Source organism: Micromonospora cynarisoli (genome assembly GCF_030518815.1).
In the GTDB taxonomy this organism is placed as follows: domain Bacteria; phylum Actinomycetota; class Actinomycetes; order Mycobacteriales; family Micromonosporaceae; genus Micromonospora; species Micromonospora wenchangensis.
On sequence record NZ_CP130426.1, the window covers coordinates 1,341,160 to 1,367,601 of the forward strand.

A 26,442-nucleotide genomic window follows, 5' to 3' on the forward strand; every position below is an offset into this window, starting at 1 on the left:
GGGGTCGCCGGCACCGCCCGGCGGCCCCACCGCCGGGGCTCCGTGGCCCGGCCTCGGTCGCCGGACTCCAGCGCGGCTCCGGTCGCCGGACTCTCCGGTGCTGCGACGGGTCGCCGGGGCCTGCCGTCAGGCGCAGGCGGCCAGCGGGCGGGAAACGGTCTCGACCGGGGCGTCGCCGTGCCGGACGGCGATGACGCGGTGCAGGCCACCGACCCGCAGCACCCGGGCGACCACCGGATCGGGGTCGACCACCACCAGTTCGCCACCCCGGGCCCGGACCCTGAGGTGGGCGGCGACCAGCGCCCGCACCCCGGCGGCGGAGAGCACCTGGACCCCGGAGAGGTCGAGCCGGAGCAGCGGGCGGGCCGGCGCGGCCCAGAGGGCGGCCCGGAACGCGCCCACGGTGGCGATGTCGATCTCACCGACCGCGCGCACCTCGACCACGTCGTCGGCCACCCGCAGCCGCACGTGGAACCGGTCCTCTTCCTGCGTCATGCCCCGAATCTAGCCCCCACCTCTGACGTTTCCGCCCTGCCCAGGGCGGGTTTCGGGGTAGTCCCAGGGTCGCCCCGGAGCCGACCCCTAGTCCTTCTCAGGGTGGAGCGGGACGGGCACGACCGGCCGTCGGGACGGCCGGTCGTGCCCGTGCGGTCGGGTGCGGTCAGCCGCCGCTGGCCGACGGCGCGGGCGCCGGCGACGAGCCGCCGGCGACCGCTCCCGGATGCGGCGGGCTCGTGGCGGGTGCCGGCTTCAACCCCGGCGGTACGGGCAGCGCGCTGCCCCGGGCGAACTCGGTCCAGCTCGTGTTCCAGGCGGTCCAGCCGTTGCCGGGCCGCAGCGGCACCTCGGTGCCCTTCACGGTCACCAGGTCACCGACCTGGGTGATGCCCATCAGCCAGTCGGCGGCGGCCGAGGAGACGTTGGCGCAGCCGTGCGAGACGTTGGTGTAGCCCTGGTCCCCCTCCGACCAGGGTGCGGCGTGGATGAACTCGCCGCCCCAGGTGAGGCGCTGGGCGTCCTCGACGTCGACCACGTAGCCGCCGTCGGGCTCGCCCCGGGTGTCGAAGCGGGTCTGCTGGTGCTTCTCCATGATCACCATCTTGCCGCTGGAACTCGGGGTGCTCGGCTTGCCGAGGCTGACCGGGATCCGGCGGACCAGCTTGCCGTCCTGGAAGACCGACATCTGCTTGGTGGCGTTGTCGATGTCCAGGGCGACCTGCCGGCCGATCTTCGAGGTGGACCGCCGGTCGGCGTCACCGACGTACTCCTTGCCGATGGGCAGCCCCGCAAGCGCGGAGCGGACACTGATCGTCGTCCCGGTACGCCAGAAGTCGGGGGCCCGGTAGTAGACCTGGCTGCCGTCCTCCAGCCACGACCAGGTGCCCGGCTGGGGCGGATCGGTCTTCACGAACAATCGTCGCTGCACGGCCGCCCTGGCCTCTTTGGGCACGGCCGGTTCGAACGCGACCGTCACCGGCATCGCGGTGCCGTACGTCTGGTTCCCGGCGAAATAGAGCACGCTGGTCAGCGCCTGCCGGTTCGTATTCGTCGTGGCCGTCGTGAACGTGGTGCGCCCGACGGTCGTCCGGCCCGCGTCGCCGGTCGCGGTGACCTCCGCGGTGTAGGTCCGGCCGCTGCCCAGCGGGGCCGCCGGCACCCAACTCGACCCGTCCTCCCGCGGCTCCCCCGCCACGGCCCTGCCCTTGTCGTCGGTGAGCTTGACGCTGGTCACCCGGCCGTTGCTCACGGTGGCACCGACCTCCGCGCTGACCGGAACGTCCTTCGTCCGGTCGGCGGGGGTCACCGTCACCGTGGGGGCCGCCGCCGCGCCGGGTGCCGCCCCCGCCGCCGGCTTCCGCTCGGCGGTGCACCCGCCGAGGACCAACGGTGTGGCTGCGATGGTCACCGCCATTAGCGTCAATCGCCGCCTCACGTCCATATTCCGTCCCCCGTTTCCAGTCCCCTTGGCCACATTCTGTACAGCGTTTCTCGGGCCGGGTCGGGCTTTCCGGGGAACCGGGCGGGCGACGCCGGGCTTATCGACCCCGGCGGGCCGTGGGGGGCCACGGTGCCGCCGATGTCCGGGATCGGCCGTGCCGGGACACCCCGGGCGGTCAGTCCCAGTCCTGGTCGCCGTGGTTGCGGTGCCACCGCCCACCGACCGGCGGGGTGTCCAGCCGCAGGGCCGCCACCGCGTTGCCGGCCAGGTCGTTGTCCTCGACCCGGCAGTCGACACAACTGCCCCGGGAAGTGATCCACATCCCGTGGGTCTGGGTACGGTCGTCGTGGTTGTCCCAGATCCGGTTGCCGCGCACCGTCGCCGAGTCGAACGCCGCGTTGATCGCGATACCGGCCCGGGTCGGCGGCGCGGCCGGCAGCTCGTACGCGGTGCCCGGCAGCGGAGTGTCCCCGCTCCACCCGCTGTAGGCGTCGGGACGTACCGGGGCGAGGTGCAGTTCGGTGGCGGTGTTCGTGGTGACCACCGCAACCCGCCGGCCGACCCGCAGCACCTTGCCCCGGTGGCTGTCCTGCGCCCAGGTCGCCGAGCGGTCGACCAGGGACCGTTCGCTGTAGCGGACCGACTCGCCGCCACCGTGGCACGCCTCGGCACACCGCCGGCCGTTGTTGCGGATGCGGTTGTCGAGCACCATCGCGTCGGTCATCGGACGGTCCACCCGGATGGCGTCCAGGCCGTTGCCCCAGAACTCGTTGCTCTCCACCACCACGTCCTGCGCCGGATGCGGATAGTCCCGGCCCAGGTCGTGCTGGTGGTAGCCGTAGCCGCCGTTGCCGCTGATCCGGTTGCCCCGCACCGTGTACGGGCCCGGGGTGTTGCCCATGCTGATCCCGTCGCCCACGTTGCCGTCGATGACGCAGTCGGTGAGCAGGCCACCCCGGCCGGCGACCCCGGAGGTGCCGTTGCCCGACACGTCGTAACCGGCCTCCAGGTTGCCGGTCATCGTGCAGCCGGTGACGATCAGGCCGTCAGCCCCCCAGTCCGAGATGCCGAACCGGTTGCCCTGGCTGTGGCAGCCGACGATCCGGTAACCGCGCGGCGGCGTCCAGTAGTCCTTCTGGAGTTCCAGGAAGATGCCGTTGGTGCCGTTGGCCAGGGCCGTGCAGTTGGCGATGGTGAGCCGCTCCATGTCGCCCCAGCCGCCGATGCCGATCCCGATGCCCGCGCCGCCCATCTGCTCGCCGTTGTCCAGCCGGCCGCAGCCGACCACCACCACCCCCTCGACCAGGGTGTCCTGGAGGAAGTCGCAACCCAGGCCGCTGGCCGCCGTGTGGTGGATGTAGAGGTTGCGAAACACCCCGCGCACCACGTACTGCAACCCGAGGCCCTTGGCCAGGTAGTTGTACTCGGCCATGGCCACCCCGGAGCCGTCGATCTCGAAGTCGGCGAAGGTGCAGTCGGCGATGTGCCGGTCCCGGTCCGCGCCGTGCTGGAGCACCGTCCAGAACGCCAGCGGCGTCGGGTCGCTGCGGTTGCCCTCGTTGCTGAGCAGGAACCGGGTGGCGGCCGGGCCGGCGCCGATCAGCGACACCCCGCTGCGCCACACCGTGCCCGCGTCGCGGATGGAGTAGATGCCCGGCGGGCACCAGATCACCCGGGCCCGGCCGTCGGCCGCGTAGCCGTCACCGAGCCGGTCCACCAGGGCCGCCAGCGCGGGTTGGTCGTTGGTCACCCCGTCGCCGGTCAACCCGTAGTCCTGGGCGTTGCACCACAGCGGCGCACCGGCGACGGGGGGACGGCGGTCCCGGACGGCGACGGGCAGACCCTGGTACGGCACGGGTGGCTCCTCTCGGCGGTGCGTCCACGACCGACCCGGCTGGGGGCCGCGACCGGGCGTACGCGGGGCGGCGGTGCGCGCCCACAGGGCTGCGGCGCGTCCGTGACCCGCGTCGGATTCCCGGCCCGTCGACCGGAAAACGCCTGCCGACCGGTCGTCCCGGCGAACCGGACGAACGCCGGGCAGCACGACGGAGCCGGCCACCCCGCCCACGGTGACCGGCTCCGGGCGTACCGCTCAGACGTTCGCCACCAGCAGCGCCGGCTGTTCGACGCAGTCGGCGACGTGGCGCAGGAACCCGCCGGCCACCCCGCCGTCGCAGACCCGGTGGTCGAAGGTGAGGCTGAGCTGGGTCACCTTGCGGACCGCCAACTGCCCGTCGACCACCCACGGCTTGTCCACGATCCGCCCCACCCCGAGCAGCGCCGCCTCCGGGTGGTTGATGATCGGGGTGGAACCGTCCACCCCGAACACGCCGTAGTTGTTGAGGGTGAAGGTGCCGCCGGTGAGCCGGGCCGGCGGCAGGGTGCCGGCACGGGCGTCGGCGGTGGTCTGCGCCAGGGCGGCGGCCAACTCCCGGGTGGTCAGCCGCTGGGCGTCGCGCAGCACCGGCACGAGCAGGCCCCGGTCGGTCTGCGCGGCGATGCCCAGGTGCACCCCGGCCGACTGGACGATGCGCTGCCCCTCCGTGTCGACGTGCGCGTTGAGCTGGGGGAACCGCCGCAGGCCGCTGAGGCAGATCCGGGCCAGCAGGGCCAGCACGCTGACCGGGGCGTCCGGGGTGGCCGCGTTGATCGCCGCCCGGGTGGCCAGCAGCGCGGTGGCGTCCGCGTCCACCCAGATGGTGACCTCGGGGATCTCCCGACGGCTGCGGGAGAGCTTGTCGGCGATCACCCGGCGGATGCCGGTGAGCGGGATGACCACGTCGGACGCGTCGGCCGGGGCGAGGCCGACGTGCGCCGCCGGGGCCGGGTCCGCGGTGTGCTGCGCGGCGGGCCGGGCCGGCAGGGTGACCAGCGCGGCCTCCACGTCAGAGCGACGGATCACGCCACCCGGACCGGTGCCACGCAGGCCACCCAGGTCCACCCCGTGCTCGCGGGCGAGCCGGCGCACGATCGGTGAGATGACCAGGGGTGCCGTCCCGCCGGTCGGGGAGGTGCCGTCCCCCGCCGGCGGGACGACGCCGTCGGTGGTCACCCCGGCGGCCGGGGCGTCCACCCCCGCGCCGGCCGGGACCCTCGGCGCGGACGACGGGCCGACGGTGCCCACGGGGGCGGACCCGGTGGCCGGCTCCGCGACGGGTGCGGCGGCCGGCTCCGGGGCCGGGATCAGCCGGGGGCGTCGCCGCCGCCGGGTGCCGCCGTGGCCGGTGCCGTACCCGATCAGGACGTTGCCGGAGCCGGCCCGCTCCTCCTCGCGGTAGGTGGCGTAACCGGCGGGCTCGCCGCCGCCGGCCGGCGCGATGGTGACCAGCGGCTGGCCGACCGGGCGCGTCTCGCCGGCCGCGCCGTGCAACGCGACCACCGTCCCGGCGTACGGGCAGGGCACGTCGACCACGGCCTTGGCGGTCTCCACCTCCACCACGCTCTGGTCCACGGTGACCACGTCACCGACGGCGACCTTCCACTCGACGATCTCGGCCTCGCTCAGCCCCTCACCGAGGTCGGGCAGGAGGAAGACCCGGGTGCCGGCGGCGGTACGGGCGCTCACGCCGCGCTCCCCTGCACCAGCCAGCGCGGGTCGGGCCGGTCGTCCCACTGGAGGCGGGCCACGGTGTCGAGGACCCGGTCCACCCCGGGCAGGTGGGTGTGCTCCAGCATCGGCGCCGGGTAGGGGACGTCCAGCCCGGCGACCCGCAGCACCGGGGCGTGCAGGGCGTGGAAGCAGCGCTCCTGCACCCGGGCGGCGATCTCCGCGCCGACCCCGGCGAAGCCCTGCGCCTCGGTGATCACCACGCACCTGCCGGTGCGGCGCACCGAGGCGGTGACGGTGGCGTCGTCGAACGGCACGATGGTCCGTACGTCGACGACCTCCAGGTCCCAGCCGTCCTCCCGGGCGGCCTCGGCGGCCTCCAGCGCCACCGGCACCGCCGGGCCGTACGCGACCAGGGTGGCGTCGGTGCCGGGACGGCGCACCACGGCCCGGCCGAACGGGGCGGTCCGGGCCGGCAACGCGGCCTCGTCGCTGGCGAAGTAGAGCTTCTTCGGCTCGAGGAACACCACCGGGTCCGGGTCGGCGATCGCCTCCCGCAGCAGCGAGTACGCGTCCTCGACCGTCGCCGGGGTGACCACCTTCAGGCCGGGGGTGTGCGCGTAGTACGCCTCCGACGAGTCGCAGTGGTGCTCGACCCCGCCGATGCCACCGGCGTACGGCACCCGGATGACCATCGGCACGCTCAGCGCGCCCCGGGTGCGGTTGCGCAGCTTCGCCACGTGCGAGGCGATCTGCTCGAACGCCGGGTAGGCGAACGCGTCGAACTGCATCTCCACCACCGGCCGCAGCCCGGACATGGCCAGGCCGACGGCGAACCCGACGATGCCGGCCTCGGCCAGCGGGGTGTCGAAGCAGCGCTTGTCACCGAACCGGGCCTGCAACCCGTCGGTGATCCGGAAGACCCCGCCGAGCTGCCCGACGTCCTCGCCGAAGACGAGCACCCGTTCGTCGTCGAGCATCGCGTCGGCGAGCGCGGCGTTGAGCGCCTTCGCCATGGTCATGGTGGCCATCAGGCGTCCCCCTCCGCATCGGCGGCCAGCTCGGCCCGGACCATCTCGCGCTGCTCGACCAGGTGCGGGGTCGGCTCGGCGTAGACGTGCTCGAACAGGCTCAGCGGGTCGACGGTCGGCTGGGTGTGCATCCGCTCCCGCAGGTCGGCGGCGTACGCCTCGGCCTCGGCGGCGACCTGCGCGACCGCCGCGTCGTCCAGCTCGCCCCGGCTGCGCAGGTACGCCTCCAACCGGGCCACCGGATCGCGGTCCCGCCACGCCTCGACCTCGCCTGCGTCCCGGTAGCGGCTGGCGTCGTCGGCGTTGGTGTGCGCCTCCATCCGGTAGGTGTGCGCCTCCACCAGGTACGGCCCGTGCCCGGCGCGGGCGTGCGCCACCGCCCGGGTGAGCACCGCCAGGACGGCCACCGGGTCGTTGCCGTCGACCTGTTCGCTGGGCACCCCGTAGCCGACGCCCTTGTAGGCCAGGCTCGGCGCGGCCGTCTGCCGGGACAGCGGGACGCTGATCGCGTACTTGTTGTTCTGCACGAAGTAGACGACCGGGGCCTTGAACACGGCCGCGAAGTTCAGCCCCTCGTGGAAGTCGCCCTCGCTGGTCGCGCCGTCGCCGACGAAGGCCAGCGCGACGGTGTCCCGCCCCTGGTAGGACTCGCCGTAGGCCAGCCCGGCGGCGTGCACGCACTGGGTCGCCAGCGGGGTGCACTGCGGCGCGGTGCGGACGACCGTCGGGTCGTACCCGCAGTGCCAGTCGCCGCGCAGCAGGGTGAGCACCTCGACCGGGTCGATGCCCCGGGCGGTCAGCGCCAGCGACTCCCGGTAGGTGGGGAACACCCAGTCGTCGTCGCGCAGCGCCAGCACCGCGCCGACCTGGCACGCCTCCTGGCCGCGCGCGGACGGGTAGACGGCGAGCCGGCCCTGCTTGGTCAGGGCGGTGGCCTGCGCGTCGAAGCGCCGGCCGACGACCATCCGCCGGTACATCTCGCGCAGCGTCTCGACCGGCGGCTCCGGCAGGTCGGCCCGGGGCGGCAGCGGGGTGCCGTCGGGGTCGAGCAGCCGGACCGGCTCGGTCTGCGGGAGCAGGCCGGCGGTGGGTTCGGGGGCGACCGGGGTGGCCGGTCGACGGGTACGCGGGGATGCCCTGCGGACCGCCTGGGGTGTGGTCGTCACGGCGGGGACCTCCTGGACGTGTGGTGGCCCTATGCTCCTGCCGTCGGATGATTGACTCAACATGCGCGCCCAACGCGGGACGATTGGCATTTCGAGGAGCTGCTGATGGGCCAGGAGACCACCCCCGCCGGGGCCGGGCCGGGCGGAACGGGACGTTCGGCCACGCCGCTGGACGAGGTGGACCGTCGCATCCTCGCCGAACTGGTCCGCGACGGCCGGATGTCGGTGCGTACCCTCGCCGAACGGGTGCACGTGTCGCGCACCAACGCGTACGCCCGGCTGGAACGGTTGCTGCGCGACGGGGTGGTGACCGGGTTCCGGGCACTGGTCGCGCCGGAGCCGGCCGGGCTGGGCACCTCGGCGTACATCTCGCTGACCATCCAGCAGAACACCTGGCGGGAGGTGTCGGCGGAACTGGCCCGGGTGCGCTACATCGAGCACGTGGCGCTGCTCAGCGGGGAACACGACGTGCTGGCGCTGGTCCGCGCGCCGGACAACGCCACCCTGCGGGACGTGGTGCTCAGCCGGGTGCAGGGCATCGCCGGGGTGCTGTCCACCCGCACCTGGTTGGTCTTCGACGAGTTCGACGGCGCCGGCAGCCCCTGGGCCTGACTGTCGGTCCGGCGCGGCCGGTCAGCGTTCCGGTGGGGCGGCCAGGCCGGCGCGTCAGCGTTCCGGTGGGGCGGCCAGGCCGGCGCGGTCGGCCAGGGCCAGCAGCGGCTCCAGCGAGAAACGGTCGCCGTCCAGGCCGGCGTGCGGGTCGCCCCGCTCGGCGAACCGGGCCGGCATGCTCAGCACGTCGAAGTCCTCCGGGCGGGCGTCGTCCAGCTCCGCCCAGTCCAGCGGGGCCGACACCAGCGCCGCCGGGGTGGGCCGGATCGAGTACGCCGAGGTGACCGTGTGGTCGCGGGCCATCTGGTTGTAGTCGATGAAGACCGGCCGGTCCCGCTGCTCCCGCCACCAGGTGGTGGTGACCAGGTCGGGCAGCCGACGCGCCAGCTCGTGGCCGAGGGCGAGCACCGCCCGCCGGCACTCCCCGAAACTCCACCGGGGCTCGATGGACAGGTAGACGTGCAGGCCGCGACCGCCGGTGGTCTTCGGGTAGCCGACCATGCCCAGCTCGGCGAGGAAGGCCCGGACCTCGTGAGCCACCGGCACCACCTGGTCGAAGCCGACGCCCGGCATCGGGTCCAGGTCGATCCGGAGCTGGTCGGGGCGCTCCACGTCGGCCGCCGTCACCGGCCACGGGTGGAACCGCAGGGTGCCCAGGTTGGCCGCCCAGATCACCACCGCCAGCTCGCTGGGCGCGACCTCGTCGGCGGTACGGCCGCTGGGGAAGGTGAGGTGCGCCGTGCGGACCCAGTCGGGGGCACCGGCCGGAAGCCGCTTCTGGTAGAAGGCGTCACCGCGGTTGTCCTGCCGGGTGCCGATCTTCGCCCCCGCGAAGACGCCGCGCGGCCAACGCTCCAGCATCGTCGGGCGGTCCCGCAGGGCGCGCAGGATGCCGTCACCGACGGCGAGGAAGTAGCCGACCACGTCCCGCTTGGTCAGGCCGCGCTCGGGAAAGTAGGGCTTGTCGGGGCTGGAGACGCGGACCAGCCGCTCCCCCACCTGGATCTCCTCGGCCGCCGTCGCCACGCCTCACACCGTAACGGCCACCCCCGGCACCGGAGGCCACCTCACCGGATCGGTCCGCAGTGGGGCCGGTGGGGCCGCGCAGCGGGGGTGGCGCAGCACCACGAGGCACCGGACGGGCGGTCCGCTGCTTCCCGTGCCGGGCCGGCGGAGGCCACCTGCTCCGCTGGCGCGCGGGACGTGCTGCGGGCCCACCGGCGGTGGCAGCCGCCGCGCACTAGGCTCGCCGCCATGGCGAGCTATCTCGACGTACACCCGGAGAATCCACAGCCCCGGACGATCGCCCGGGTGGTCGACCTGCTGCGGGCCGACGGCCTGGTCGCCTACCCGACGGACTCGTGCTTCGCGCTCGGCTGCCAGCTGGGCAACCGGGACGGCCTCGACCGGATCAGGGAGATCCGGCACCTGGACAGCAAGCACCACTTCACCCTGGTGTGCCGGGACTTCGCGCAGCTCGGCCAGTTCGTGCAGATCAACAACGCGGTGTTCCGGTCGCTGAAGGCGGCCACCCCGGGCAGCTACACCTTCATCCTGCCGGCCACCAAGGAGGTGCCGCGCCGGCTGCTGCACCCCAGGAAGAAGACCGTAGGGGTGCGCATCCCCGACCATCCGGTCGCGCAGGCGCTGCTCGCCGCGCTCGGTGAGCCGCTGGTGTCGAGCACCCTGCTGCTGCCCGGCGAGACCGAACCGATGACCCAGGGTTGGGAGATCAAGGAACGGCTCGACCACGCCGTCGACGCGGTGATCGACTCCGGCGAGTGCGGCACCCTGCCCACCACCGTGATCGACTTCTCGGGCGACGAGCCGGAGATCGTCCGCCACGGGGCGGGCGACCCGACCCGCTTCGAGTAGTCCGTCCGGTCAGGGCGCACCGGGGTCCGCCGACGGCAGCGGCAGCGGCTCGACCACCGGGTCGACCTCCCGGGCCGAGTGGACGGGTGCCGGCCGGGCGGGACCCGTCGTCCGGCTGTGCCGGCGGCCCGTGCCCGGCGGCCCCGAGTGTCGGGACACCTCGCAGGTGACCAGGTGGATCGGTGCCGGCGGCGCGGCGAACCGTCCCGGACCCCAGCGTACCCAGAGGGCGACCCGGCCGGCCGCCGCCTCCGCCGCCAACTTCTCCCAGGTACGCCGCCGGTCGGTGTGGTCGACCTCGACGACCACGGGCGGCCCGTCGCGGCGGGCACACGCCACGTCCAGCACCGAATGCCGGTCGGTCATCGGCGGGGGCAACGGCAGCACGCTCGCCGCCCGACGGTAGGACCGCCAGCCCTGCTCGGCGGCCCAGGCCGACACCGCGTCGACGATCCGCGCGGTCACCTCGTCGGAGCCCAAATCGACGAATTCGAGCCGGCCCAGCCAGGCGGTGAGCGATGCCGCCAACCGTTCGCCGTCCGCCCCACCGTCCACGCGGGCAGGGTACCCATCCCCCTGCGACGGCCCGCCCCCGGACCGACGATCGCCCCCAGGATCGACTCCAGGTCGACGTGACAGCGGTGTCCCGGGGCCTGGAGGGCGCTACGTCGGTGACAAAGCCGGAGGGGCGAGGGGCGAGACGGGGCGGGGTTACCGGGGGCGGGGCGGGGGTAGGCATCGGGACATGGCGGAACTGGGGGCGCTGTGGATCGTCCGGCACGGAGAGAGCACGGCGAACGTCGCCGCGTCGGCGGCCGAGGCGGCAGGTGTCGAGCTGATCGACCTGACCCACCGCGACGCCGACGTACCGCTGTCGGACACCGGTGAGGAGCAGGCGCGGGCGACCGCCCGGTGGCTGGCCGGCCTGCCGGCGGACCAGCGTCCCGACGTGGCGGTCGTCTCGCCGTACCTGCGGGCGGTGCGGACGGCGGAACTGGCGCTGGCCGGCACCGGAATCCCGGCCAGCGTCGACGAGCGGTTGCGTGACCGCGAGCTGGGCATCCTCGACGGGTTGACCGGGCACGGGGTGGCCCGCCGGTACCCCGACGAGGCGGCCCGACGGCAGCGGCTCGGCAAGTTCTACTACCGGCCGCCGGGCGGCGAATCCTGGACCGACGTGGCGCTGCGGCTGCGTACCCTCCTCGGTGACCTGCGCCGCGACCACCCGGGGCGGCGGGTCCTGCTGTTCGGGCACGACGCCCTGGTGTTCCTGCTCCGCTACCTGGTGGAGGGGCTGACCGAGGCCGAGCTGATGGGGTTGACCCGGGAACAGGTGATCGCCAACTGCTCGGTGACCGGCTGGTCGGCCGACACCACCGGCCGGCTCGTCCCGCAGACCTTCAACGACGTCACCCACCTGCACGCGCACGGCGCACCACCCACCACGGAGGACGAGATCCATGCCGAACCGGTCTGAGACCCGGGTCATCACGCCGGGACTGCTGCGCGACTGGGCGCTGCCGGTGCCGACCGGCGGCAAGGACAACCGGGGCACCGTCCTGGTCGTCGGCGGCTCCCGGTTCACCCCGGGCGCGGTGCTGCTGGCGGGGGTGGCCGCGCTGCGTGCCGGGGCGGGGGTGCTGCAACTGGCCGCCGCCGAGTCCACCGCCGCCGCGTTGAGCATCCAGGTGCCCGAGGCGATGGTGGTCGGCCTGTCGGAGACCGCCGACGGCGCGGTCGCCGGCGACCCGGGCGACCGGCTCGGTGACCTGGTCGAACAGGCCGACGTGGTCACCGTCGGACCGGGCCTCAACGACATCGACCAGACCCGCGCGCTGCTGCGCCTGGTGCTGTCCACGGCCGGGCCGCGCACCGCGCTGGTCTTCGACGCGTACGCCCTCGGCGCGCTCAGCCACGACCCGGACCTGCTGGTCGGCGCGGACCGGAAGGTGGTGCTGACCCCGAACCTCACCGAGGCCCGGCACCTGCTCGGCCGCGACCCCGGCGACGACCTGGACGCCGAGTCCCGTGAGCTGGCCCGCCGGTACGAGGCGGTGGTCTCCCTCTACGGCCACATCGCCACCCCCGACGGTCAGGGCTGGCGGGAGGAGAGCGGCGACGCAGGGCTGGGCACCTCGGGCAGCGGGGACGTGCGGGCCGGCCTGCTCGCCGGGCTGCTCTCCCGGGGCGCGGAGCCGGCCCAGGCGGCCTGCTGGGCGGCGTGGGTGCACGCGGTGAGCGGGCAGCGGCTGGTGCCCCGGTTCGGCCGGATCGGCTTCCTGGCCCGGGAGTTGCTCGACGAGATCCCGCACACCGTCGCCACCGTCTGAGCGTGTCGGGCATTCGCCGACCGCGATCCGTTTGCGCATTTCATCACGGGGTACCGGGATTGCCGTCAGCCGATCAAGGAGGTCTGCCGGTGTCCACCGACGCCATCGTCCTGCTCAAAGAGGACCACAAGGAGATGCGCCGCCTCTTCCGCGAGTTCGAGAAGGCGCAGGAGGGGCCGGTCAGCCGCCGCCGGAAGCTGGTCGACGAGATCGTGGCCGCCCTGACCACCCACACCTACCTCGAGAACGAGGTGATGTACCCGGAGGTCCGCAAGCTCCTGCCGGACCTGGAGGACGACATCCTGGAGTCGTACGAGGAACACCACGTCGCGGACGTGCTCTGCGCGGAGCTGGCCGCGATGGACGCCTCCGACGACCACTTCGTCGCCAAGACCACGGTGCTGATCGAGAACGTCGAGCACCACGTCGAGGAGGAGGAGCAGGAGTGGTTCCCGAAGGTGCGGGAGGCGCTCGGCCGCAACCAGCTCCAGGAGATCGGCGAGCGGATGATCGCGCTGCGCCCGGACGCTCCCCGCTCTCCCAGCGACCCGAAGGCGGTCAGGAGCGCCCGGCACGCCACCACCGCCTGACCCGCACCGCGTCACGAGGGGTCCGACCATCCGGTCGGGCCCCTCGTGACGTCGGCGGCGCGGTCGGGGACACCCGCGGTCGCGCCCCGCGTGGGCCGGTCAGCGCGGCCCGGACGACGTCGCGGCGGCGACCCGGTGCCGGCCGGCGGCGAGCGCGGCCTCGTTGCTGACCGCCCAGTCGGCGAGGCCGGACAGCGGGCCGAGCAGGCTCTGCCCGAGCGGGGTGAGCCGGTACTCGACGCTGGGCGGGACGGTGGGATGGACCTCGCGCAGCACCAGGCCGGCCGATTCCAGGCCGCGCAGGGTGCGGGTCAGCATGCGTTGGCTGATCCCGCCGATGGCACGGTGCAACTCGTTGAAACGGTACGGCTGACGGCCCAGCAGCACCAGCACCAGCATCGTCCACTTGTCGCTGAGCAGCCGCAGCAGCCCGGTGACCGGGCAGCCGTCGTACTCGTCGGCCGGGACGGGCGTCGGCAGGGCCGCCGCCACCAGGGAACGAACATCCGTGTTCGGTACGGACATGACACTGCCTTCTTCCGCTGTCGCCGGCCTCCGCAGAGGATTGTGCCGGTCACGGGTCCGACGTCGACGTCCGGTGCCGATCGGGGGCCACCGGGCGACGGGAAGGGGTGGCATGCGGGTCACCGTCATCAGCGGCGGCACCGACGGCATGGGCCGGGCGACACTGGAAGCCCGAATTCGCCGTGGCGACGAGGTAGTCGCCATCGGGAGCAACCCGGCGAAGGGGCGGGCCGTGCGGGCGCTCTCCGGGCGGGTGCACTTCCTCCAGGCGGACCTCCGCTCGGTGGCGGAGACCCGCAGGGTCATCGACACCATCAGGGGTCGGTGGCCGACGGTGGACGCCCTGGCCCTGTTCGCCAACCGGCAGTCGCCCCGGCGGGTGGTCACCGACGAGGGCCTGGAGCAGACCTTCGCGCTGTACTACCTGAGCCGCTACCTGCTCAGCCACGGCCTGCGCGCGCAGCTCGACGCCGCCGAGCGGCCGGTCGTCGTCAACGTGGCCGGGGTAGGTGTCACCCGGGGGTCGATCCACTGGGACGACCTCCAACTCGCCCGCAGGTACGGCATGGTCGACGCGCAGTTGCAGGCCGGCCGGGCGAACGACCTGCTCGGGGTGGACTTCGCGGCCCGCTCCGGCTCCCGGGCGCGGTACGTGCTCTACCACCCCGGCTTCACCCGCAGCGGCGACCTGTCCACCCTGCCGACACCGGTCCGTGGGTTGATCCGGGCGGCGTCGGTGTTCGCCAGGCCGGTCGGGAGGTCGGTCCACCCCGTCGTCGAGTGGATCGACGACCCGCCGTCGGACGCCCTGACCGCCAACGACCGGGGCCGACCCGTGCCGCTGTCGACCGGAACGCTCGATCCGGCCGCCGCCCGCCGCCTCGGCACGGTGACCGACGCGCTGCTCACCCGCCTCGACGCCGGCTGAGCCGGTGGTTCACCAGAGCGTCACCGGTGCGCCCGTGGGCGCGGGCAGGATCTGCCGTACCCGCCCGGGGGCCACGCTGCGCTGCCGCCACTCCCGGGGGTAGCCCACCGAGACCTCCTCGAACCGCACCCCGTCCTTCCAGGTGGTACGGGGAATGTGCAGGTGCCCGTAGACCACGGTGGTGGCGGCGAAGCGGCGGTGCCAGTCGGCGGTGGCCTCCGTACCGCACCACTGGGCGAAGATCGGGTAGCGCAGCACCTCGGTCGGGTGGCGGTCCAGCGGCCAGTGGTTGACCAGCACGGTGGGCAGTTCCGGGTCACTGGCGGCCAACCGGCGGGCGGTCTCCTCCAGCCGGGCCGCGCACCACTGCTGCCGGCTCGGGTACGGGTCGGGGTGCAGCAGGAACTCGTCGGTGCAGACGATCCCGGTCCGGTACGCCTCGGCCAGCGCCGCCTCCCGGGTGTCGAACCCCGGCGGTCGCCAGCTGTAGTCGTAGAGCAGGAACAGGGGGGCCACCAGCGCGGGGCCACCCGGCCCCCGCCACACCCGGTAGTCGTCCTCGGGGGTGACCACGCCCAACTCCCGGCACCGTCGCACCAGCAGCTCGTAGCGGTCCACCCCGCGCAGGGTCACCGGGTCGGCCGGCGGGGTCCACAGTTCGTGGTTGCCGGGTGCCCAGATGACGGTGTCGTAGCGTTCGGCGAGCAGGCCGAGCGCCCATTCGATGTCGGCGACGGTGTCCGCCACGTCACCGGCGACGATCAGCCAGTCCCGTGGCGAGGTGGGCCGTAGCGCCTCGACCAGGGCACGGTTCTCCGCGTACCCGACGTGCAGGTCGCTGATCGCGACCAGACTGCCCTCGGTGTCCTCCCCCAGCATCCGCCGATCGTACGCAGAAGGTCACCCGGCGCGGTGCGCGCGGGAGCACCGCCGCCGTCGTCAGTCGGCGGAGCCGGGTTCGGCCATCCGACGGTGCTGCCCGGCCATCAGCCGGTCCGGCGTGAGCCGGGCCGCCACCGCCTGGACCTTGTTCTTCAGCGAACCGCCGACCACCTTCTCCTCGCCCTTCATCATCGCCGCGAAACCCTGCGCGGCCACCGTCGCCGGGTCGTCCTTGTCGTCCGCGCCGACCTTCGTGTCGCCCATCTCGGCACGATCGAAGAACTTCGTCTCGGTCGGGCCGGGCAGCAGGGTGGTCACCGTCACCCCGGTCTCCTTCAACTCGTTACGCAGCGCCTCGGCGAAGGACTGCACGAAGGACTTGGAGGCGTTGTAGACCGCCTGGTAAGGGCCGGGAATGGCGGCCACGATCGACGAGGTGAACAGCACCCGGCCGGCACCCCGCTCGACCATGCCCGGCAGCATCCGCTTGACGAGGTGCACCGTCGAGGTCACGTTGACGTCGATGACGTTCAGCTCGTCGCTCAGGTCGGTGCCCCCGACGAACGCCCCGCCCGCGCCGCGTCCGGCGTTGACCGCCAACGCGTCCACCGGCCGGCCTGTCGCGTCGACCACCTCGACCAGCGCCGTCACCCCGTCGTAGGTGGCCAGGTCGACCTGGACGGGTTGGACCTCGGCCCGACCGTCGCGGCGCAGGTGGTCGGCCGCCTCGGTGATGCCGGCGTCCTCGGCCGCGATCACCACGTCGTAGCCGTGTTCGACGAACTGGCCGGCCAGCTCGTACCCGATGCCGCTGGACGCGCCGGTGACGACGGCCAGCGGTCGGCCGGTGCTGGGTGCGCTCATCTGCCTGGTCCTCTCCTCGGTGGGGGTCCGCCACCCGGATGTCCCCCTACGTCTGCATTGCCCCGGATCAGGCCGGTCAACCCTCCGACCGGCAGCCCGCCGGAGGTGCTCCGGAGAGACCACCGGCCACCCGGTAGGATCGTCGGCGGGCCGTGACTGGCGCGTCGGGATGGAGCACCATCGGGAAGCGGCCCCGTCATGAGGACGCACGCCGAGCGCCTGGGCCTTCCGCACGTCACCTGGAGGTCGCATGTCGCGCAACGCCGAGTCCACCGCCTTCCGAAGTGCCCTCGAAGTGATCCGGGCGGTCGAACCCCGGGTGGCCGACGCCATCGGCGCGGAGCTGGCCGACCAGCGTGAGTCGCTGAAGCTGATCGCCAGCGAGAACTACGCCTCCCCGGCGACCCTGCTGACCATGGGCAACTGGTTCAGCGACAAGTACGCCGAGGGCACCGTCGGCCGGCGCTTCTACGCCGGCTGCCAGAACGTCGACACCGTCGAGGCGCTCGCCGCCGAGCACGCGAAGGAACTGTTCGGGGCTTCCCACGCGTACGTGCAGCCGCACTCGGGCATCGACGCGAACCTGGTCGCCTTCTGGGCGGTCCTGGCCGACCGGGTCGAGTCCCCGGCGCTGAAGAAGGCCCAGGTACGCCAGGTCAACGACCTGACCGAGGCGGACTGGTTCGCGCTGCGCCGCGAGCTGGGCAACCAGCGGATGCTGGGCATGTCGCTGGACGCCGGCGGCCACCTCACCCACGGTTTCCGGCCGAACATCTCCGGCAAGATGTTCGACCAGCGCAGCTACGGCACCGACCCGGCCACCGGCCTGATCGACTACGACCGGGTCGCCGAGGCGGCCCGCGAGTTCAAGCCGCTGATCCTGGTCGCCGGCTACTCGGCGTACCCCCGGAAGGTGAACTTCCGGATCATGCGGGAGATCGCCGACTCGGTCGGCGCGACCTTCATGGTCGACATGGCACACTTCGCCGGCCTGGTGGCCGGGAAGGTCTTCACCGGCGACTTCGACCCGGTGCCGCACGCGCACATCGTCACCACCACCACCCACAAGTCGCTGCGCGGCCCGCGTGGCGGCATGGTGCTCTGCGGCCCGGAGCTGGCCGACCAGGTCGACCGGGGCTGCCCGATGGTGCTCGGCGGCCCGCTGCCACACGTGATGGCGGCCAAGGCGGTCGCGCTGGCCGAGGCGCGGCGGCCCGACTTCGCCGACTACGCGCAGCGGATCGTCGACAACGCGCAGGCCCTCGCCGAGGGGCTGCTGCGTCGGGGCACCACTCTGGTCACCGGCGGCACCGACAACCACCTGGTGCTGCTCGACGTCTCCGGTCACGGGCTGACCGGCCGGCAGGCCGAGCAGGCGCTGCTCGACTCGGGCATCGTCACCAACCGCAACGCCGTGCCGCAGGACCGCAACGGCGCCTGGTACACCTCCGGCATCCGGATCGGCACCCCCGCGCTGACCACCCGGGGCCTCGGCACCGCCGAGATGGACGCCACCGCCGAGCTGATCCACACCGTGCTCAGCCAGACCACGCCGGGGGCCAACGCCGACGGCACCCCGTCGAAGGCCAAGTACGTGCTCGACCCGGCGGTCGCCGACTCGGTCGCCAAGCAGGCCACCGACCTGCTCGCCGGCTTCCCCCTCTACCCCACCGTCACCCTCGACTGACCGCGACCCGCCCCCCTCCCCCACCCGCCTCTCGCGGTGATCAAGAGGTTCAGGTCGCGAAAACCCGCACCGGTGACCCGAACCTCTTGATCACCGACCCTCGTCACCCCCACCCGGCCCCGACCGGGGACAGCCGGGGCCGGTGGGGGGTGGGCGTGGTCAGGGGAGGGGGCGCTTGAGGTGGTAGCGGTGGACCTCGGTGCTGCCCTGGATGTTGTTGACGTCCTCGGCGGCGGAGACCAGTTCCCAGCCCTCCCGACCGACCCGGTTGAGATGGGCGATGGCGGTGTCGCCGTAGGCCGTGACGTCGGTGCGTGAGCCGTCCGGGCCGTACCAGACGAACGAGACGTGGAACTGGCGTCCCTGTCCCTGGTAACGGCGGACCAACAGGGCGTACTCCCAAGCGATCATGCGTCCATTATGGCCACCGGATCATCCGGCGCACAGTACGGCAGGTGGCGGCTCGACGACAGGCGGTACCGGTCGCCCCGCCGTGACGGGCCGGCCGGAGCGCGGCGACCGGACCGTCGCCCGGTCAGGAAAGGTGCGCCAGTTCGTCGGTGATCAGCGCGGCCAGCCGGTCCAGGCCGAGGTCGATCTGCTCCGGGGTGACGGCGCTGACCGACAGCCGCAACGCGTCGACCGGGCGGCCGTCGTCGTAGAAGTGCGCCATCGGGGTCCAGAGCACCCCGTAGCGTTCGGCCGAGCGACGCAGCAGCACGTCGTCCACCGGGAAGGGGACGGTGACCACGACGAAGAAGCCCCCGGCCGGGGTGTTCCAGCGCACCGGCGAGCCGACCGGGAAACGCCGCCGCAGGCCGGCGAGGAGGTGGTCCCGGTTGCGGGTGTAGGCCGCCCGTTCCCGCCGGTTCGCGGCGACCAGCGAGCAGCCGTGCTCCAGCAGCGCCCCGCCGATCACGGCCTGGGCCAGCGGCGACGTGTTCACCGAGACCATGCTCTTGATCTTGGCGAGCTGGTCGGCGAACAACCCCACCGCACCGTCGACCCCGCCGACCCGCTGGTCGGCCACCAGGTAACCGATCCGCGCCCCGGGCAGCACCGTCTTGGCGAACGAGCCGAGATAGACCACCCGCCGTCGGGTGTCCAACGCCTTGAGCGTCGGCACCCGGTCGGCGTCTCCCGCCGGGAACAGCCCGTACGGGTTGTCCTCGACGAGCAGCAGATCCTCCTCGGCGGCCAGGTCCAGCAGCCGTTGCCGGTCGGCCACCCCGATGCTGGTGCCCGAGGGGTTGGCGAAGTCGGGCATCACGTAGCAGGCCCGGGGCCGCAGGCCCTCGTCCCGCGCCCGGTGCACCTGCGCCCGCAGATCGGTCAGGTCCACCCCGGCCGGGCCACCGGCCACCGGCCGCACCGGCAGGTCCACCAGCCGGGCCGCCCCGGTCAACCCCACGTACGTCGGGGCGACGGCGAGCAGCACGTCGGTCGGGCCGGCCCGTAACGCCCGCAGCACCAGCAGCATCGCCTCCTGGCACCCGACGGTCACCACCACCGCCTCGTCGTCGACGTGGACGTCCTCGTCGACGGCGAGGTTGCGGGCGATCAGGTGGTGGATGATGCCCTTGGTCCGGCCGTACTGGAACAGGGTGCGACGGACCTGGTCGGGCGTCTGCCCGAGGTCGTCGGCGAGGTGCCGGCGGAACCGGTCCAGCCAGCGCCCCGGGGCGTCGTCGTCGAAGAACTCCTCGTACGGCCGCCCGGCCGCCAGCGACACCGCGTCCGGCCAGTGCTGGGACACCTCGTTGAGGAAGTTCATCGAGTTCAGCGCCGGGTCGTCGACCGCCGGGTGCAGGGTCGCCAGGTCCAGGTCCACCAGATGCTCCACCGGGTCAGCCTCCGGTCAGGGTACGCAGCCGCCGGGCCTGCACCGGATCGGCGCAGCCGGTCAGGGTCAACGCGTCGCGCAACTCGACGGCGAGCAGGTCGAGGGCGGCCAGCGCGCCGGCCCGCCCGCCGGCCGCCAGCGCCCACAGCATCGGGCGGCCGAGCAGCACGCCGGTCGCGCCGAGGGCGAGCGCGCGCAGCACGTCCGTGCCGGACCGTACCCCGCTGTCCAGCAGCACCTCGACCCGCTCGCCGACGGCCGCGACCACCTCGGGCAGCATGGCGGCGGTGGCCGGGGCCCCGTCGAGCTGCCGTCCACCGTGGTTGGAGACCACCACCGCGTCCACCCCGACGTCGGCGGCGCGGACCGCGTCGCGCGGGTCGAGGACCCCCTTGACCAGCAGCGGCAACCGGGTGCGCTCCCGCAGCCAGGCCAGATCCGCCCAGGTCAGGGCGGGGGCGAAGGCGGCCTCGGTGTGTGCGGCGATGGCCGACACGCCTGGGGTGCCGGCGTGGGCCAGGTCGTCCCGGCCCGCGGGCAGGTTGGCGGCGGTCACCTCCGGCGGCAACGCGAAGCCGTTGCGCACGTCGCGCAGTCGCCGGCCGAGCACCGGCACGTCGACGGTGACCATCAACGCGGCGCAGCCGGCGGCGTGCGCCCGGTCGAGCAGCTCGGCGACCAGTCCCCGGTCCCGCAGCCAGTAGAGCTGGAACCAGACCGGCCCGTCGGTGGCGGCGGTGACCTCCTCGACCGGGGTGCTGCTCAACGTGCTCAGCACGTAGGGCACCCCGGCCGCGCCGGCCGCCGCCGCGAGCGCCGGCTCGCCGTCCGGGTGCAGCAACCGTTGGTACGCCATCGGCGCGACCGCCACCGGCATCGCCTGTTCCCGGCCGAGCAGCGGCGCGTCGGTGCGGGGACGTTCCACCCCGGTCAGCACCCGGGGCAGCACGGCGACCCGGTCCAGGGCGGCCCGGTTGGCGGCCAGCGTGGTCTCCACGCCGCTGCCCCCGCCGACGAAGTCCCAGACCCCGGCCGGGAGCGCCCGCCGGGCCAGCTCGGCGAAGTCGGCCAGGCTGACCGGCGGCCGGTCGACCTCCCCGACCGTCACCGCCCGTCCCCCACCGTGGCGGTGAGCGGGCCGGCGACCGGCGGGGTGGGCAGTCCGAAGACCTCCCGGAGGAAGGCCGCGGCCTCGTCCTGGGCGCGTCGGCCGGCGTCGAAGACCCCGGGCATAGCGAAGAACCCGTGGATCATGCCGGGGTAGCAGGTGGCCCGCACCGGCACGCCGGCCTCTCGCAGCCGCTGCGCGTACCGCTCCCCCTCGTCGCGCAGCGGGTCGTGCTCGGCGGTGACCACCAGGGCCGGCGGCAGGCCGGACAGGTCGTCGGCGAGCAGCGGTGAGGCCAGCGGGTCGGCCGCGTCCGCCGGGTCGGCCAGGTAGTGACCCCGGTACCAGTCGACGGAGTGCCTGTTGAACAGCAACGGGTCCTGCTCGTCGTCGGCGGCCCGGTCGTCGGCGGTGCCCTGGCCGTCGGGACGCGGACGGTCGGCCCGCTGGTCGGTGTTCGGGTACACCAGCAGTTGCCCGGCCAGCCGGGGGCCGCCCTCGGCGCGGGCCAGCAGGGTCACCGCCGCCGCCAGGTTGCCCCCCGCGCTGTCCCCGCCCACCACCAGCCGGTCCGGGTCCACACCCAGCGCCGCGGCGTGCTCGGCCAGCCACCGGGTGGCGGCGTGGCAGTCCAGCACGGCCGCCGGGAACGGGTGCTCCGGAGCGAGCCGGTAGCCGACCGTCACCACCTGGCAGGGGGTGGCGTTGGCGAGCCGGCGGCAGATCCCGTCGGCGGTCTCCACGCTGCCCAACGTCCAGCCGCCGCCGAAGAAGTAGACAAGGGTGGGCAGCGGCCCGTCGCCGGCCGGCCGGTGCACCCGGACCCGCAGCTCCCCGTCGGGGCCGGGGACGGTGGCGTCGCGTACCTCGTGGACCGGCTCGACGTCGCCGCCGCCGGCCCGGATCGCGGCGAGGTCGGCGGCGCGGGCCTCGGCGAGGGTCTGGGTGTACAGCGGCGGGGTGCCGGCGGCGGCCCGCGCGGCCCGGTAGGCGACCACCTGGGGGTCGAGGGACATGGGGATCGGCTCCTATCCGCCGGTGGTGACGAAGAGCTTGTCGATGCCGCGCAGGAACAGGCTCCCGCTGTAGTCGGCCGGCTGGCTGACCGCGAGCCGGGGGAACCGCGCGAAGAGCCGGGGCAGGCCGATCCGGCCCTCCAACCGGGACACCGCCGAACCGAGACAGAAGTGCGGGCCGACGCCGAACGCCAGCGACGGGGGTCCGTCGCGGCGCGGGTCGAACCGGTCCGGCCCGGGGAAGCGGCGCGGGTCCCGGTTGGCCCCGGCGATGATCAGCAGCACGTTCTCGTCCCGGGCGACCGGCACGCCGCCCAGCACGGTGTCCCGGGGCGCGGCACGGGCCAGGAAGTGCACCGGGCTCTCCAGCCGCAGCACCTCGTCGACGCAGCCCTGGGCCAGCGCGTCGTCGCCGGGCAGCGCGGCGACCGTGTCCGGGTGGCCGAGCAGCACCGGCAGGCCGTTGCTGAACATGTAGACGGTGGTGACGAAGCTGGCGTTGAACAGCACGATCAGGTTACTGATCAACTCCTCCTCGGTCAGGTCGACCTCGCCGGAGTCCAGCGCCTCGACCAGCCCGGAGATCAGGTCCTCGCCCGGCTGGCGGCGACGGTGCCCGATCAGGTCCCGGTAGAGCGCCCGCAGCTCCTCGGCGGCCTGGTTGGCCAGCGCCAGCCGCTGCGGGGTCTTGCCCGCCACGTCGAGGTACTCGTCGATCCAGTCGACCCGCTGCCGGTACCAGGCCAGCTCGGTCTCGGGCAGGCCGATGAACTCGGCCATCACCAGCGCCGGAACCGGGTAGGCGAAGTCCGCGACGAAGTCGACCTCGGAACCGTCCGCCCCGGCGTCGGCCATCCGGTCAAGCAGGGTGTCGACCACCCGCACGATCACCGGTTCCAGCGCGCCGAGCCGACGCGGGGTGAAGGTACGGGAGAACACGCCGCGCATCCGGCCGTGGTCGGGCGGGTTGACGAACATCATCGAGGACTGGAAGGTCCGCAGGATCTCCTGCTCCTGCCAGCCCGGTGGGGCCTGCTTGTACCACTCCGGATCACGCAGCACCTGGTCGACCAGGTCGTAGCCGACAGCCACGGCGCTGACCGTGCTGTGCTCCGGACGGTTCGGGATGACGCTGATCGGCCCGTGTTCGTGCAGGGCCGCGTACCACGGATAGGGGTCCTGCCGGCCGGCCTCGCTGTAGAGGCCGGACAGGATCTCGTCGACGTCCACGATGGTGCTTCCTCCCCAGGAAATGACCGGGGGGCGACGGGTCGTCCCCGCCGCCCCACCGGTGTCACAGACCGAGCAGTCGAAGTGGTACGGCGTCCGCCAACGCCTGGTTGCCGGCGTCGTTCGGGTGGATGTGGTCACCTGCGTCGTACGCGGGCAGCAGCCGACTCGGCTGGGCCGGGTCGCGCAGCACCGCGTCGAAGTCGAGCAGCCCGTCGAACTCGGCCGCCCCCGGGCCCCGCAGCCAGGTGTTCACCGCCTGCCGGGTGGTCTCCTTCTCGGGCGTCCACACCCCCGGGTTGCCGTGTCCCTCGTACGGGGTGAGGGTGACCGCGAGGCTGCGCAGGCCGCGCGCCTTGGCCTGCTTGTTGATCTGCCGCAGCGAGGCGATGATCCGGTCGGCGGAGTCGTCGGACATCCAGATGTCGTTGATGCCGAGGTGGGTCACCAGGGTCTTCACGCCGGTCTGCGGGAAGACGTCCTCGTTGAGCCGGGCCAGCGCGTTCGGGCCCAGCTCGTAGTAGCCGGGGAAGCCGCCCGCGCCGGGCTCGGTGCCCTCGTGGTTGAGCCGGTTGCCGGCCAGGCTCAGGTTGAGCACCCCGGGGGTACGCACCTCGGGCCGCGCGGCGACCAGTCGCCCGGCGAGCAGTTCCGGCCAGCGCTTGTTGGCGTTGACGGTGCTGCCGTTGCCGTCGCCGATCGAGTCGCTGAGCACCACCACCGCGCCGGGGCTCGCCGGACGCAGCACGTCGATGCCGGACAGGAACATCCAGCAGCAGTCCGGGCGGATGGTGAAGCCGGCGCCGTCGGCGGCGGTGGTCAGGTCGTTCGCCCCGATGAAGGTGGTGACCTTGGACTGGCCGTGGAACGTGACAGGCCCGGTGAGCACCGGGAAGTGCAGGGTGACGACCAGGTCCTCCTGCTCGCCGACCGGGTAGGTCAACGGGTCGCTGAGCAGCTCGGCGCCCTTGTTCATGGTCGCCGAGGTGGACCCGCCGAACTTCAGCTCCCGCACGCTGCCGGGGAGGACGTCCGACCGGTCGGTCAGGGTGGCGGTGTTGGGGCGGGCGACGGTGGCGTGTCCCACCTGCACCGCCTGCTCGCCGTAGAGGTTGCTCAGCCGGACCCGCAGCCGGTCACCACCGACGGTGGTGCGCACGGTCATCCGGATGCTCTGGTTGTTCAGGCCGGTGTTCGTCAGCCCGACGGTGTTGCCGCGGGTGACCGCCGCGGCCCACGTTCCCGCCCACTGCGCCCGGGCGGCTGCCCCGCCACGGTCGGAGTCGGACGGACCGGCGCTGGCCACCACCGCCGGGGCGCCCACGACCAGCAACACGGCCGCAGACGCTATGACCTGCCATCTCTTCGGAGTCGACATTGAACCTCCATGTTGGGCCGCCCAGGGTCGGCGCCCATTGACGGCACCGCCCGGACGATGGTCCAGAAACCTAGCCGCGACGTCTGACAGGCGTCAATCAACCCGATAGACATGATCAAATGTCCATGGTGGGCGGCCCCTCGCCGTTCGGCTCTGTCCCCGGGCGAGGCCGCCGGCCTAGGCTCGCTAGCGGCGGCGGTGCGGTCGCCCATGGCGCGCACCCCCGTCGCGGGCCGGGCTGTGACCTGCTCGGACGCCAACCCGGCCGGTCGCCACGGCGGGTCCCACCGGGCCGCCGGCGACCCGCCGCATCGAGCTGGGGGCTGTGCGATGACCGACGGGGCCGACCGATCCACCACCTACGTACACGACGCGCTGGCGCTGTTCGCCGGGTTCGGCGACCAAGAGGCGCTGGTCGGCGACGGCCGCCGACTCACCTACCCGCAGGTCGCCGCGGAGGTACGCGGGCTGGCGTACGCCCTGGCCGGCCACGGGGTACGCCCCGGCGCGGCGGTGCTGGTGATGCTCGGCAACGCGGTGGAGGGCCCGCTGCTCCAGCTCGCCCTGCACCTGCTCGGCTGCCGTAGCATGTGGATCGCTCCGGTCACCTCCCGGCGGGAGATCGACGAGTTCGTCCGGCTGGCCCGCCCCGAGGTGTTCGTGCACCACGCGTACGCCCCGGACGGGCTGGGTGGGGAGATCGCCGCCTCGCTGCCCGGGGTGCCGGTGCTGCGGCTGGGCGTCGAACTGACCGCCGACGCCCCGCCGGTCGAGCTGCCCGCGCAGGTGCCGGTGCCGGAGTCGTTCCTGCAGACCAGCGGCACCACCGGCACCCCCAAACTGGTGCACCACCGAGAGAGCTTCTACCGGCAGGTGCTGGCCCTCGCGGCGGATTTCCGGGCTGCCGGCTTCCCGCTGCTGCGGCACCTGTCGCACTCCCCGATGTGGCTGGCCAGCGGCCAGATCACCACCCTGTTCAACCTGTTCACCGGCGGGGTGCTCTTCCTGCGGCAGCAGTGGGACCCGGCCGCGTTCGTCGCCACCGTGGACGCCGAACGGCTCACCTCCACCTTCGTCACCCCGCCGATGCTCTACGAGGTGCTCGACCACCCGGCCCTGCCCGGCGCGGACTTCTCCGCCATGTTCATGTTCAACGTGGGTGCCGGGCCGGCCGCGCCCGCCCGGCTGCGCCAGGCCATCGCCCGGTTCGGCCCGTGCCTGCGCATCGTGTACGGCCTCAGCGAGGCGGTGGTGATCTGCGCCCAGCCCGGCCTGACCGAGGACCCGGCGCACCCGGAGCGGCTGGGTTCCTGCGGCCGGCCGTACGGGGACGTGACGGTGGAGATCCGCGACGCCGACGGGCGGGTGGTGCCCGCCGACGTGGACGGCGAGGTGTGGGTGCGGACCAAACTCAGCTTCCACGGCTACCACGGCCAACCGGAGCTGACCGCCGAGACGCTCGTCGACGGCTGGGTGCGCACCCGCGACATCGGCCACCTCGACGACGACGGGTTCCTCTACCTGGTCGACCGGTTGCAGGACCGCATCCTCACCCGGCAGCGCAGCTGGCCGATCTACTCCCGCCCGATCGAGGACGTCCTCGCCGGGCATCCGCAGGTCCGCGCGGCGGCGGTGATCGGGGTGCCCGACCCGGTCGCTGGGGAGCTGCCGTACGCGTACGTGGTGCCGACGCCGGGGGCGACGGTGACCGGGGCGGAGCTGATCGAGCTGGTCACCACCGAGCTGAGCGACACCTGGGCGCCGGGTGCGGTGGAGTTCGTCGACGCGCTGCCGCTGAACCGGTCGGCGAAGGTGGACAAGCGGGCGCTGCGCGAACGGTACGCCGCCGGCGCGGCAACCGATCCGGTCGGCAGCCCGTCGTGACCGCCGA

The 26,442-nt window shown here is 73.5% G+C and carries 25 protein-coding genes and 1 riboswitch; of the genes, 8 read left to right on the top strand and 17 right to left on the bottom strand.

The window, feature by feature from the left end:
• Positions 1-126: 126 nt before the first annotated feature.
• The 6 genes from Q2K16_RS05610 to pdhA all read right to left on the bottom strand — a co-directional run bounded on the left by Q2K16_RS05610 (position 127) and on the right by pdhA (position 7,716).
• Positions 127-495 carry an STAS domain-containing protein gene (locus tag Q2K16_RS05610; RefSeq protein WP_302743964.1) on the bottom strand — a complete coding sequence of 123 codons (369 nt, stop codon included), beginning with the start codon at positions 493-495 and terminating at the stop codon, positions 127-129.
• Between the two features lie 166 nt (positions 496-661).
• Positions 662-1,939, bottom strand: coding sequence for a L,D-transpeptidase (locus tag Q2K16_RS05615; RefSeq protein ID WP_302743966.1), 1,278 nt, complete (start codon positions 1,937-1,939; stop codon positions 662-664).
• Between the two features lie 175 nt (positions 1,940-2,114).
• A complete protein-coding gene (locus Q2K16_RS05620; RefSeq protein ID WP_302743967.1) occupies positions 2,115-3,794 on the bottom strand; it encodes a right-handed parallel beta-helix repeat-containing protein in 1,680 nt (559 codons plus the stop codon).
• Positions 3,795-4,031: 237 nt separating this feature from the next.
• Positions 4,032-5,504, bottom strand: a complete 1,473-nt coding sequence (locus Q2K16_RS05625) for a dihydrolipoamide acetyltransferase family protein (RefSeq protein WP_302743969.1) — start codon at positions 5,502-5,504, stop codon at positions 4,032-4,034.
• Entirely contained in the window at positions 5,501-6,517 is a 1,017-nt protein-coding gene (locus tag Q2K16_RS05630; protein WP_302743971.1) for an alpha-ketoacid dehydrogenase subunit beta, read from the bottom strand. The genes Q2K16_RS05625 and Q2K16_RS05630 overlap by 4 nt, the downstream gene beginning before the upstream one ends.
• The gene (pdhA, locus tag Q2K16_RS05635) at positions 6,517-7,716 is read right to left on the bottom strand and encodes a pyruvate dehydrogenase (acetyl-transferring) E1 component subunit alpha (RefSeq protein ID WP_302746375.1); all 1,200 of its coding nucleotides are present in this window, start codon (positions 7,714-7,716) and stop codon (positions 6,517-6,519) included. The genes Q2K16_RS05630 and pdhA overlap by 1 nt, the downstream gene beginning before the upstream one ends.
• Positions 7,717-7,788: 72 nt before the next feature.
• Here pdhA and Q2K16_RS05640 point away from each other — a divergent pair, with 72 nt between their 5' ends.
• Complete coding sequence (locus Q2K16_RS05640) at positions 7,789-8,295, top strand: Lrp/AsnC family transcriptional regulator (protein WP_302743973.1); 507 nt, start codon at positions 7,789-7,791, stop codon at positions 8,293-8,295.
• Positions 8,296-8,349: 54 nt separating this feature from the next.
• Here the strand turns inward: Q2K16_RS05640 and Q2K16_RS05645 are convergent, their stop codons facing one another.
• The gene (locus Q2K16_RS05645) at positions 8,350-9,321 is read right to left on the bottom strand and encodes a DNA polymerase domain-containing protein (RefSeq protein ID WP_302743975.1); all 972 of its coding nucleotides are present in this window, start codon (positions 9,319-9,321) and stop codon (positions 8,350-8,352) included.
• A 228-nt stretch (positions 9,322-9,549) separates the two neighbouring features.
• Between Q2K16_RS05645 and Q2K16_RS05650 the strand changes: the two genes are divergently transcribed.
• Complete coding sequence (locus tag Q2K16_RS05650; protein ID WP_302743976.1) at positions 9,550-10,170, top strand: L-threonylcarbamoyladenylate synthase; 621 nt, start codon at positions 9,550-9,552, stop codon at positions 10,168-10,170.
• Positions 10,171-10,179: 9 nt separating this feature from the next.
• On the opposite strand, the gene Q2K16_RS05655 is transcribed toward Q2K16_RS05650, so the two are convergent.
• On the bottom strand, positions 10,180-10,725 hold the full coding sequence (locus tag Q2K16_RS05655; RefSeq protein WP_302743978.1) for a hypothetical protein: 546 nt from the start codon (positions 10,723-10,725) through the stop codon (positions 10,180-10,182).
• A gap of 190 nt (positions 10,726-10,915) precedes the next feature.
• Between Q2K16_RS05655 and Q2K16_RS05660 the strand changes: the two genes are divergently transcribed.
• The 3 genes from Q2K16_RS05660 (at position 10,916) to Q2K16_RS05670 (ending at position 13,090) form a co-directional block, all read left to right on the top strand.
• Complete coding sequence (locus Q2K16_RS05660; protein ID WP_302743980.1) at positions 10,916-11,647, top strand: histidine phosphatase family protein; 732 nt, start codon at positions 10,916-10,918, stop codon at positions 11,645-11,647.
• Complete coding sequence (locus Q2K16_RS05665) at positions 11,631-12,500, top strand: NAD(P)H-hydrate dehydratase (RefSeq protein ID WP_302743981.1); 870 nt, start codon at positions 11,631-11,633, stop codon at positions 12,498-12,500. The genes Q2K16_RS05660 and Q2K16_RS05665 overlap by 17 nt, the downstream gene beginning before the upstream one ends.
• An 89-nt stretch (positions 12,501-12,589) precedes the next feature.
• Entirely contained in the window at positions 12,590-13,090 is a 501-nt protein-coding gene (locus tag Q2K16_RS05670) for a hemerythrin domain-containing protein (protein ID WP_302743982.1), read from the top strand.
• Positions 13,091-13,189: 99 nt separating this feature from the next.
• Here Q2K16_RS05670 and Q2K16_RS05675 read toward each other — a convergent pair whose 3' ends face one another.
• A complete protein-coding gene (locus tag Q2K16_RS05675; protein WP_302743983.1) occupies positions 13,190-13,615 on the bottom strand; it encodes a winged helix-turn-helix transcriptional regulator in 426 nt (141 codons plus the stop codon).
• 112 nt (positions 13,616-13,727) lie between these two features.
• Between Q2K16_RS05675 and Q2K16_RS05680 the strand changes: the two genes are divergently transcribed.
• Positions 13,728-14,543, top strand: a complete 816-nt coding sequence (locus tag Q2K16_RS05680) for an SDR family NAD(P)-dependent oxidoreductase (RefSeq protein WP_302743984.1) — start codon at positions 13,728-13,730, stop codon at positions 14,541-14,543.
• Between the two features lie 9 nt (positions 14,544-14,552).
• On the opposite strand, the gene Q2K16_RS05685 is transcribed toward Q2K16_RS05680, so the two are convergent.
• Entirely contained in the window at positions 14,553-15,422 is an 870-nt protein-coding gene (locus Q2K16_RS05685) for a metallophosphoesterase family protein (RefSeq protein ID WP_302743985.1), read from the bottom strand.
• A 60-nt stretch (positions 15,423-15,482) separates the two neighbouring features.
• Positions 15,483-16,289: an SDR family NAD(P)-dependent oxidoreductase gene (locus Q2K16_RS05690; protein ID WP_302743987.1), complete on the bottom strand. Its 807-nt coding sequence runs from the start codon at positions 16,287-16,289 to the stop codon at positions 15,483-15,485.
• A 142-nt stretch (positions 16,290-16,431) separates the two neighbouring features.
• Positions 16,432-16,521: riboswitch (ZMP/ZTP riboswitch) on the top strand.
• A gap of 18 nt (positions 16,522-16,539) precedes the next feature.
• Between Q2K16_RS05690 and Q2K16_RS05695 the strand changes: the two genes are divergently transcribed.
• Complete coding sequence (locus Q2K16_RS05695) at positions 16,540-17,976, top strand: glycine hydroxymethyltransferase (RefSeq protein ID WP_302743988.1); 1,437 nt, start codon at positions 16,540-16,542, stop codon at positions 17,974-17,976.
• Between the two features lie 159 nt (positions 17,977-18,135).
• Here Q2K16_RS05695 and Q2K16_RS05700 read toward each other — a convergent pair whose 3' ends face one another.
• The 6 genes from Q2K16_RS05700 to Q2K16_RS05725 form a co-directional block, all read right to left on the bottom strand.
• Positions 18,136-18,387, bottom strand: a complete 252-nt coding sequence (locus Q2K16_RS05700) for a hypothetical protein (RefSeq protein ID WP_089003913.1) — start codon at positions 18,385-18,387, stop codon at positions 18,136-18,138.
• 124 nt (positions 18,388-18,511) lie between these two features.
• Positions 18,512-19,819, bottom strand: a complete 1,308-nt coding sequence (locus tag Q2K16_RS05705) for an aminotransferase-like domain-containing protein (protein ID WP_302743989.1) — start codon at positions 19,817-19,819, stop codon at positions 18,512-18,514.
• 4 nt (positions 19,820-19,823) lie between these two features.
• Positions 19,824-20,927, bottom strand: coding sequence for an alpha-hydroxy acid oxidase (locus Q2K16_RS05710; protein WP_302743990.1), 1,104 nt, complete (start codon positions 20,925-20,927; stop codon positions 19,824-19,826).
• The gene (locus Q2K16_RS05715) at positions 20,924-21,943 is read right to left on the bottom strand and encodes an alpha/beta hydrolase (protein ID WP_302743992.1); all 1,020 of its coding nucleotides are present in this window, start codon (positions 21,941-21,943) and stop codon (positions 20,924-20,926) included. Before Q2K16_RS05715 ends, Q2K16_RS05710 begins: the two co-directional genes overlap by 4 nt.
• A gap of 12 nt (positions 21,944-21,955) precedes the next feature.
• Positions 21,956-23,176, bottom strand: coding sequence for a cytochrome P450 (locus Q2K16_RS05720; protein ID WP_302746376.1), 1,221 nt, complete (start codon positions 23,174-23,176; stop codon positions 21,956-21,958).
• 61 nt (positions 23,177-23,237) lie between these two features.
• Entirely contained in the window at positions 23,238-24,524 is a 1,287-nt protein-coding gene (locus Q2K16_RS05725) for an SGNH/GDSL hydrolase family protein (protein WP_302746377.1), read from the bottom strand.
• Positions 24,525-24,881: 357 nt separating this feature from the next.
• Between Q2K16_RS05725 and Q2K16_RS05730 the strand changes: the two genes are divergently transcribed.
• Positions 24,882-26,435: a class I adenylate-forming enzyme family protein gene (locus Q2K16_RS05730; RefSeq protein WP_302743993.1), complete on the top strand. Its 1,554-nt coding sequence runs from the start codon at positions 24,882-24,884 to the stop codon at positions 26,433-26,435.
• The last annotated feature ends 7 nt before the right edge of the window (positions 26,436-26,442 follow it).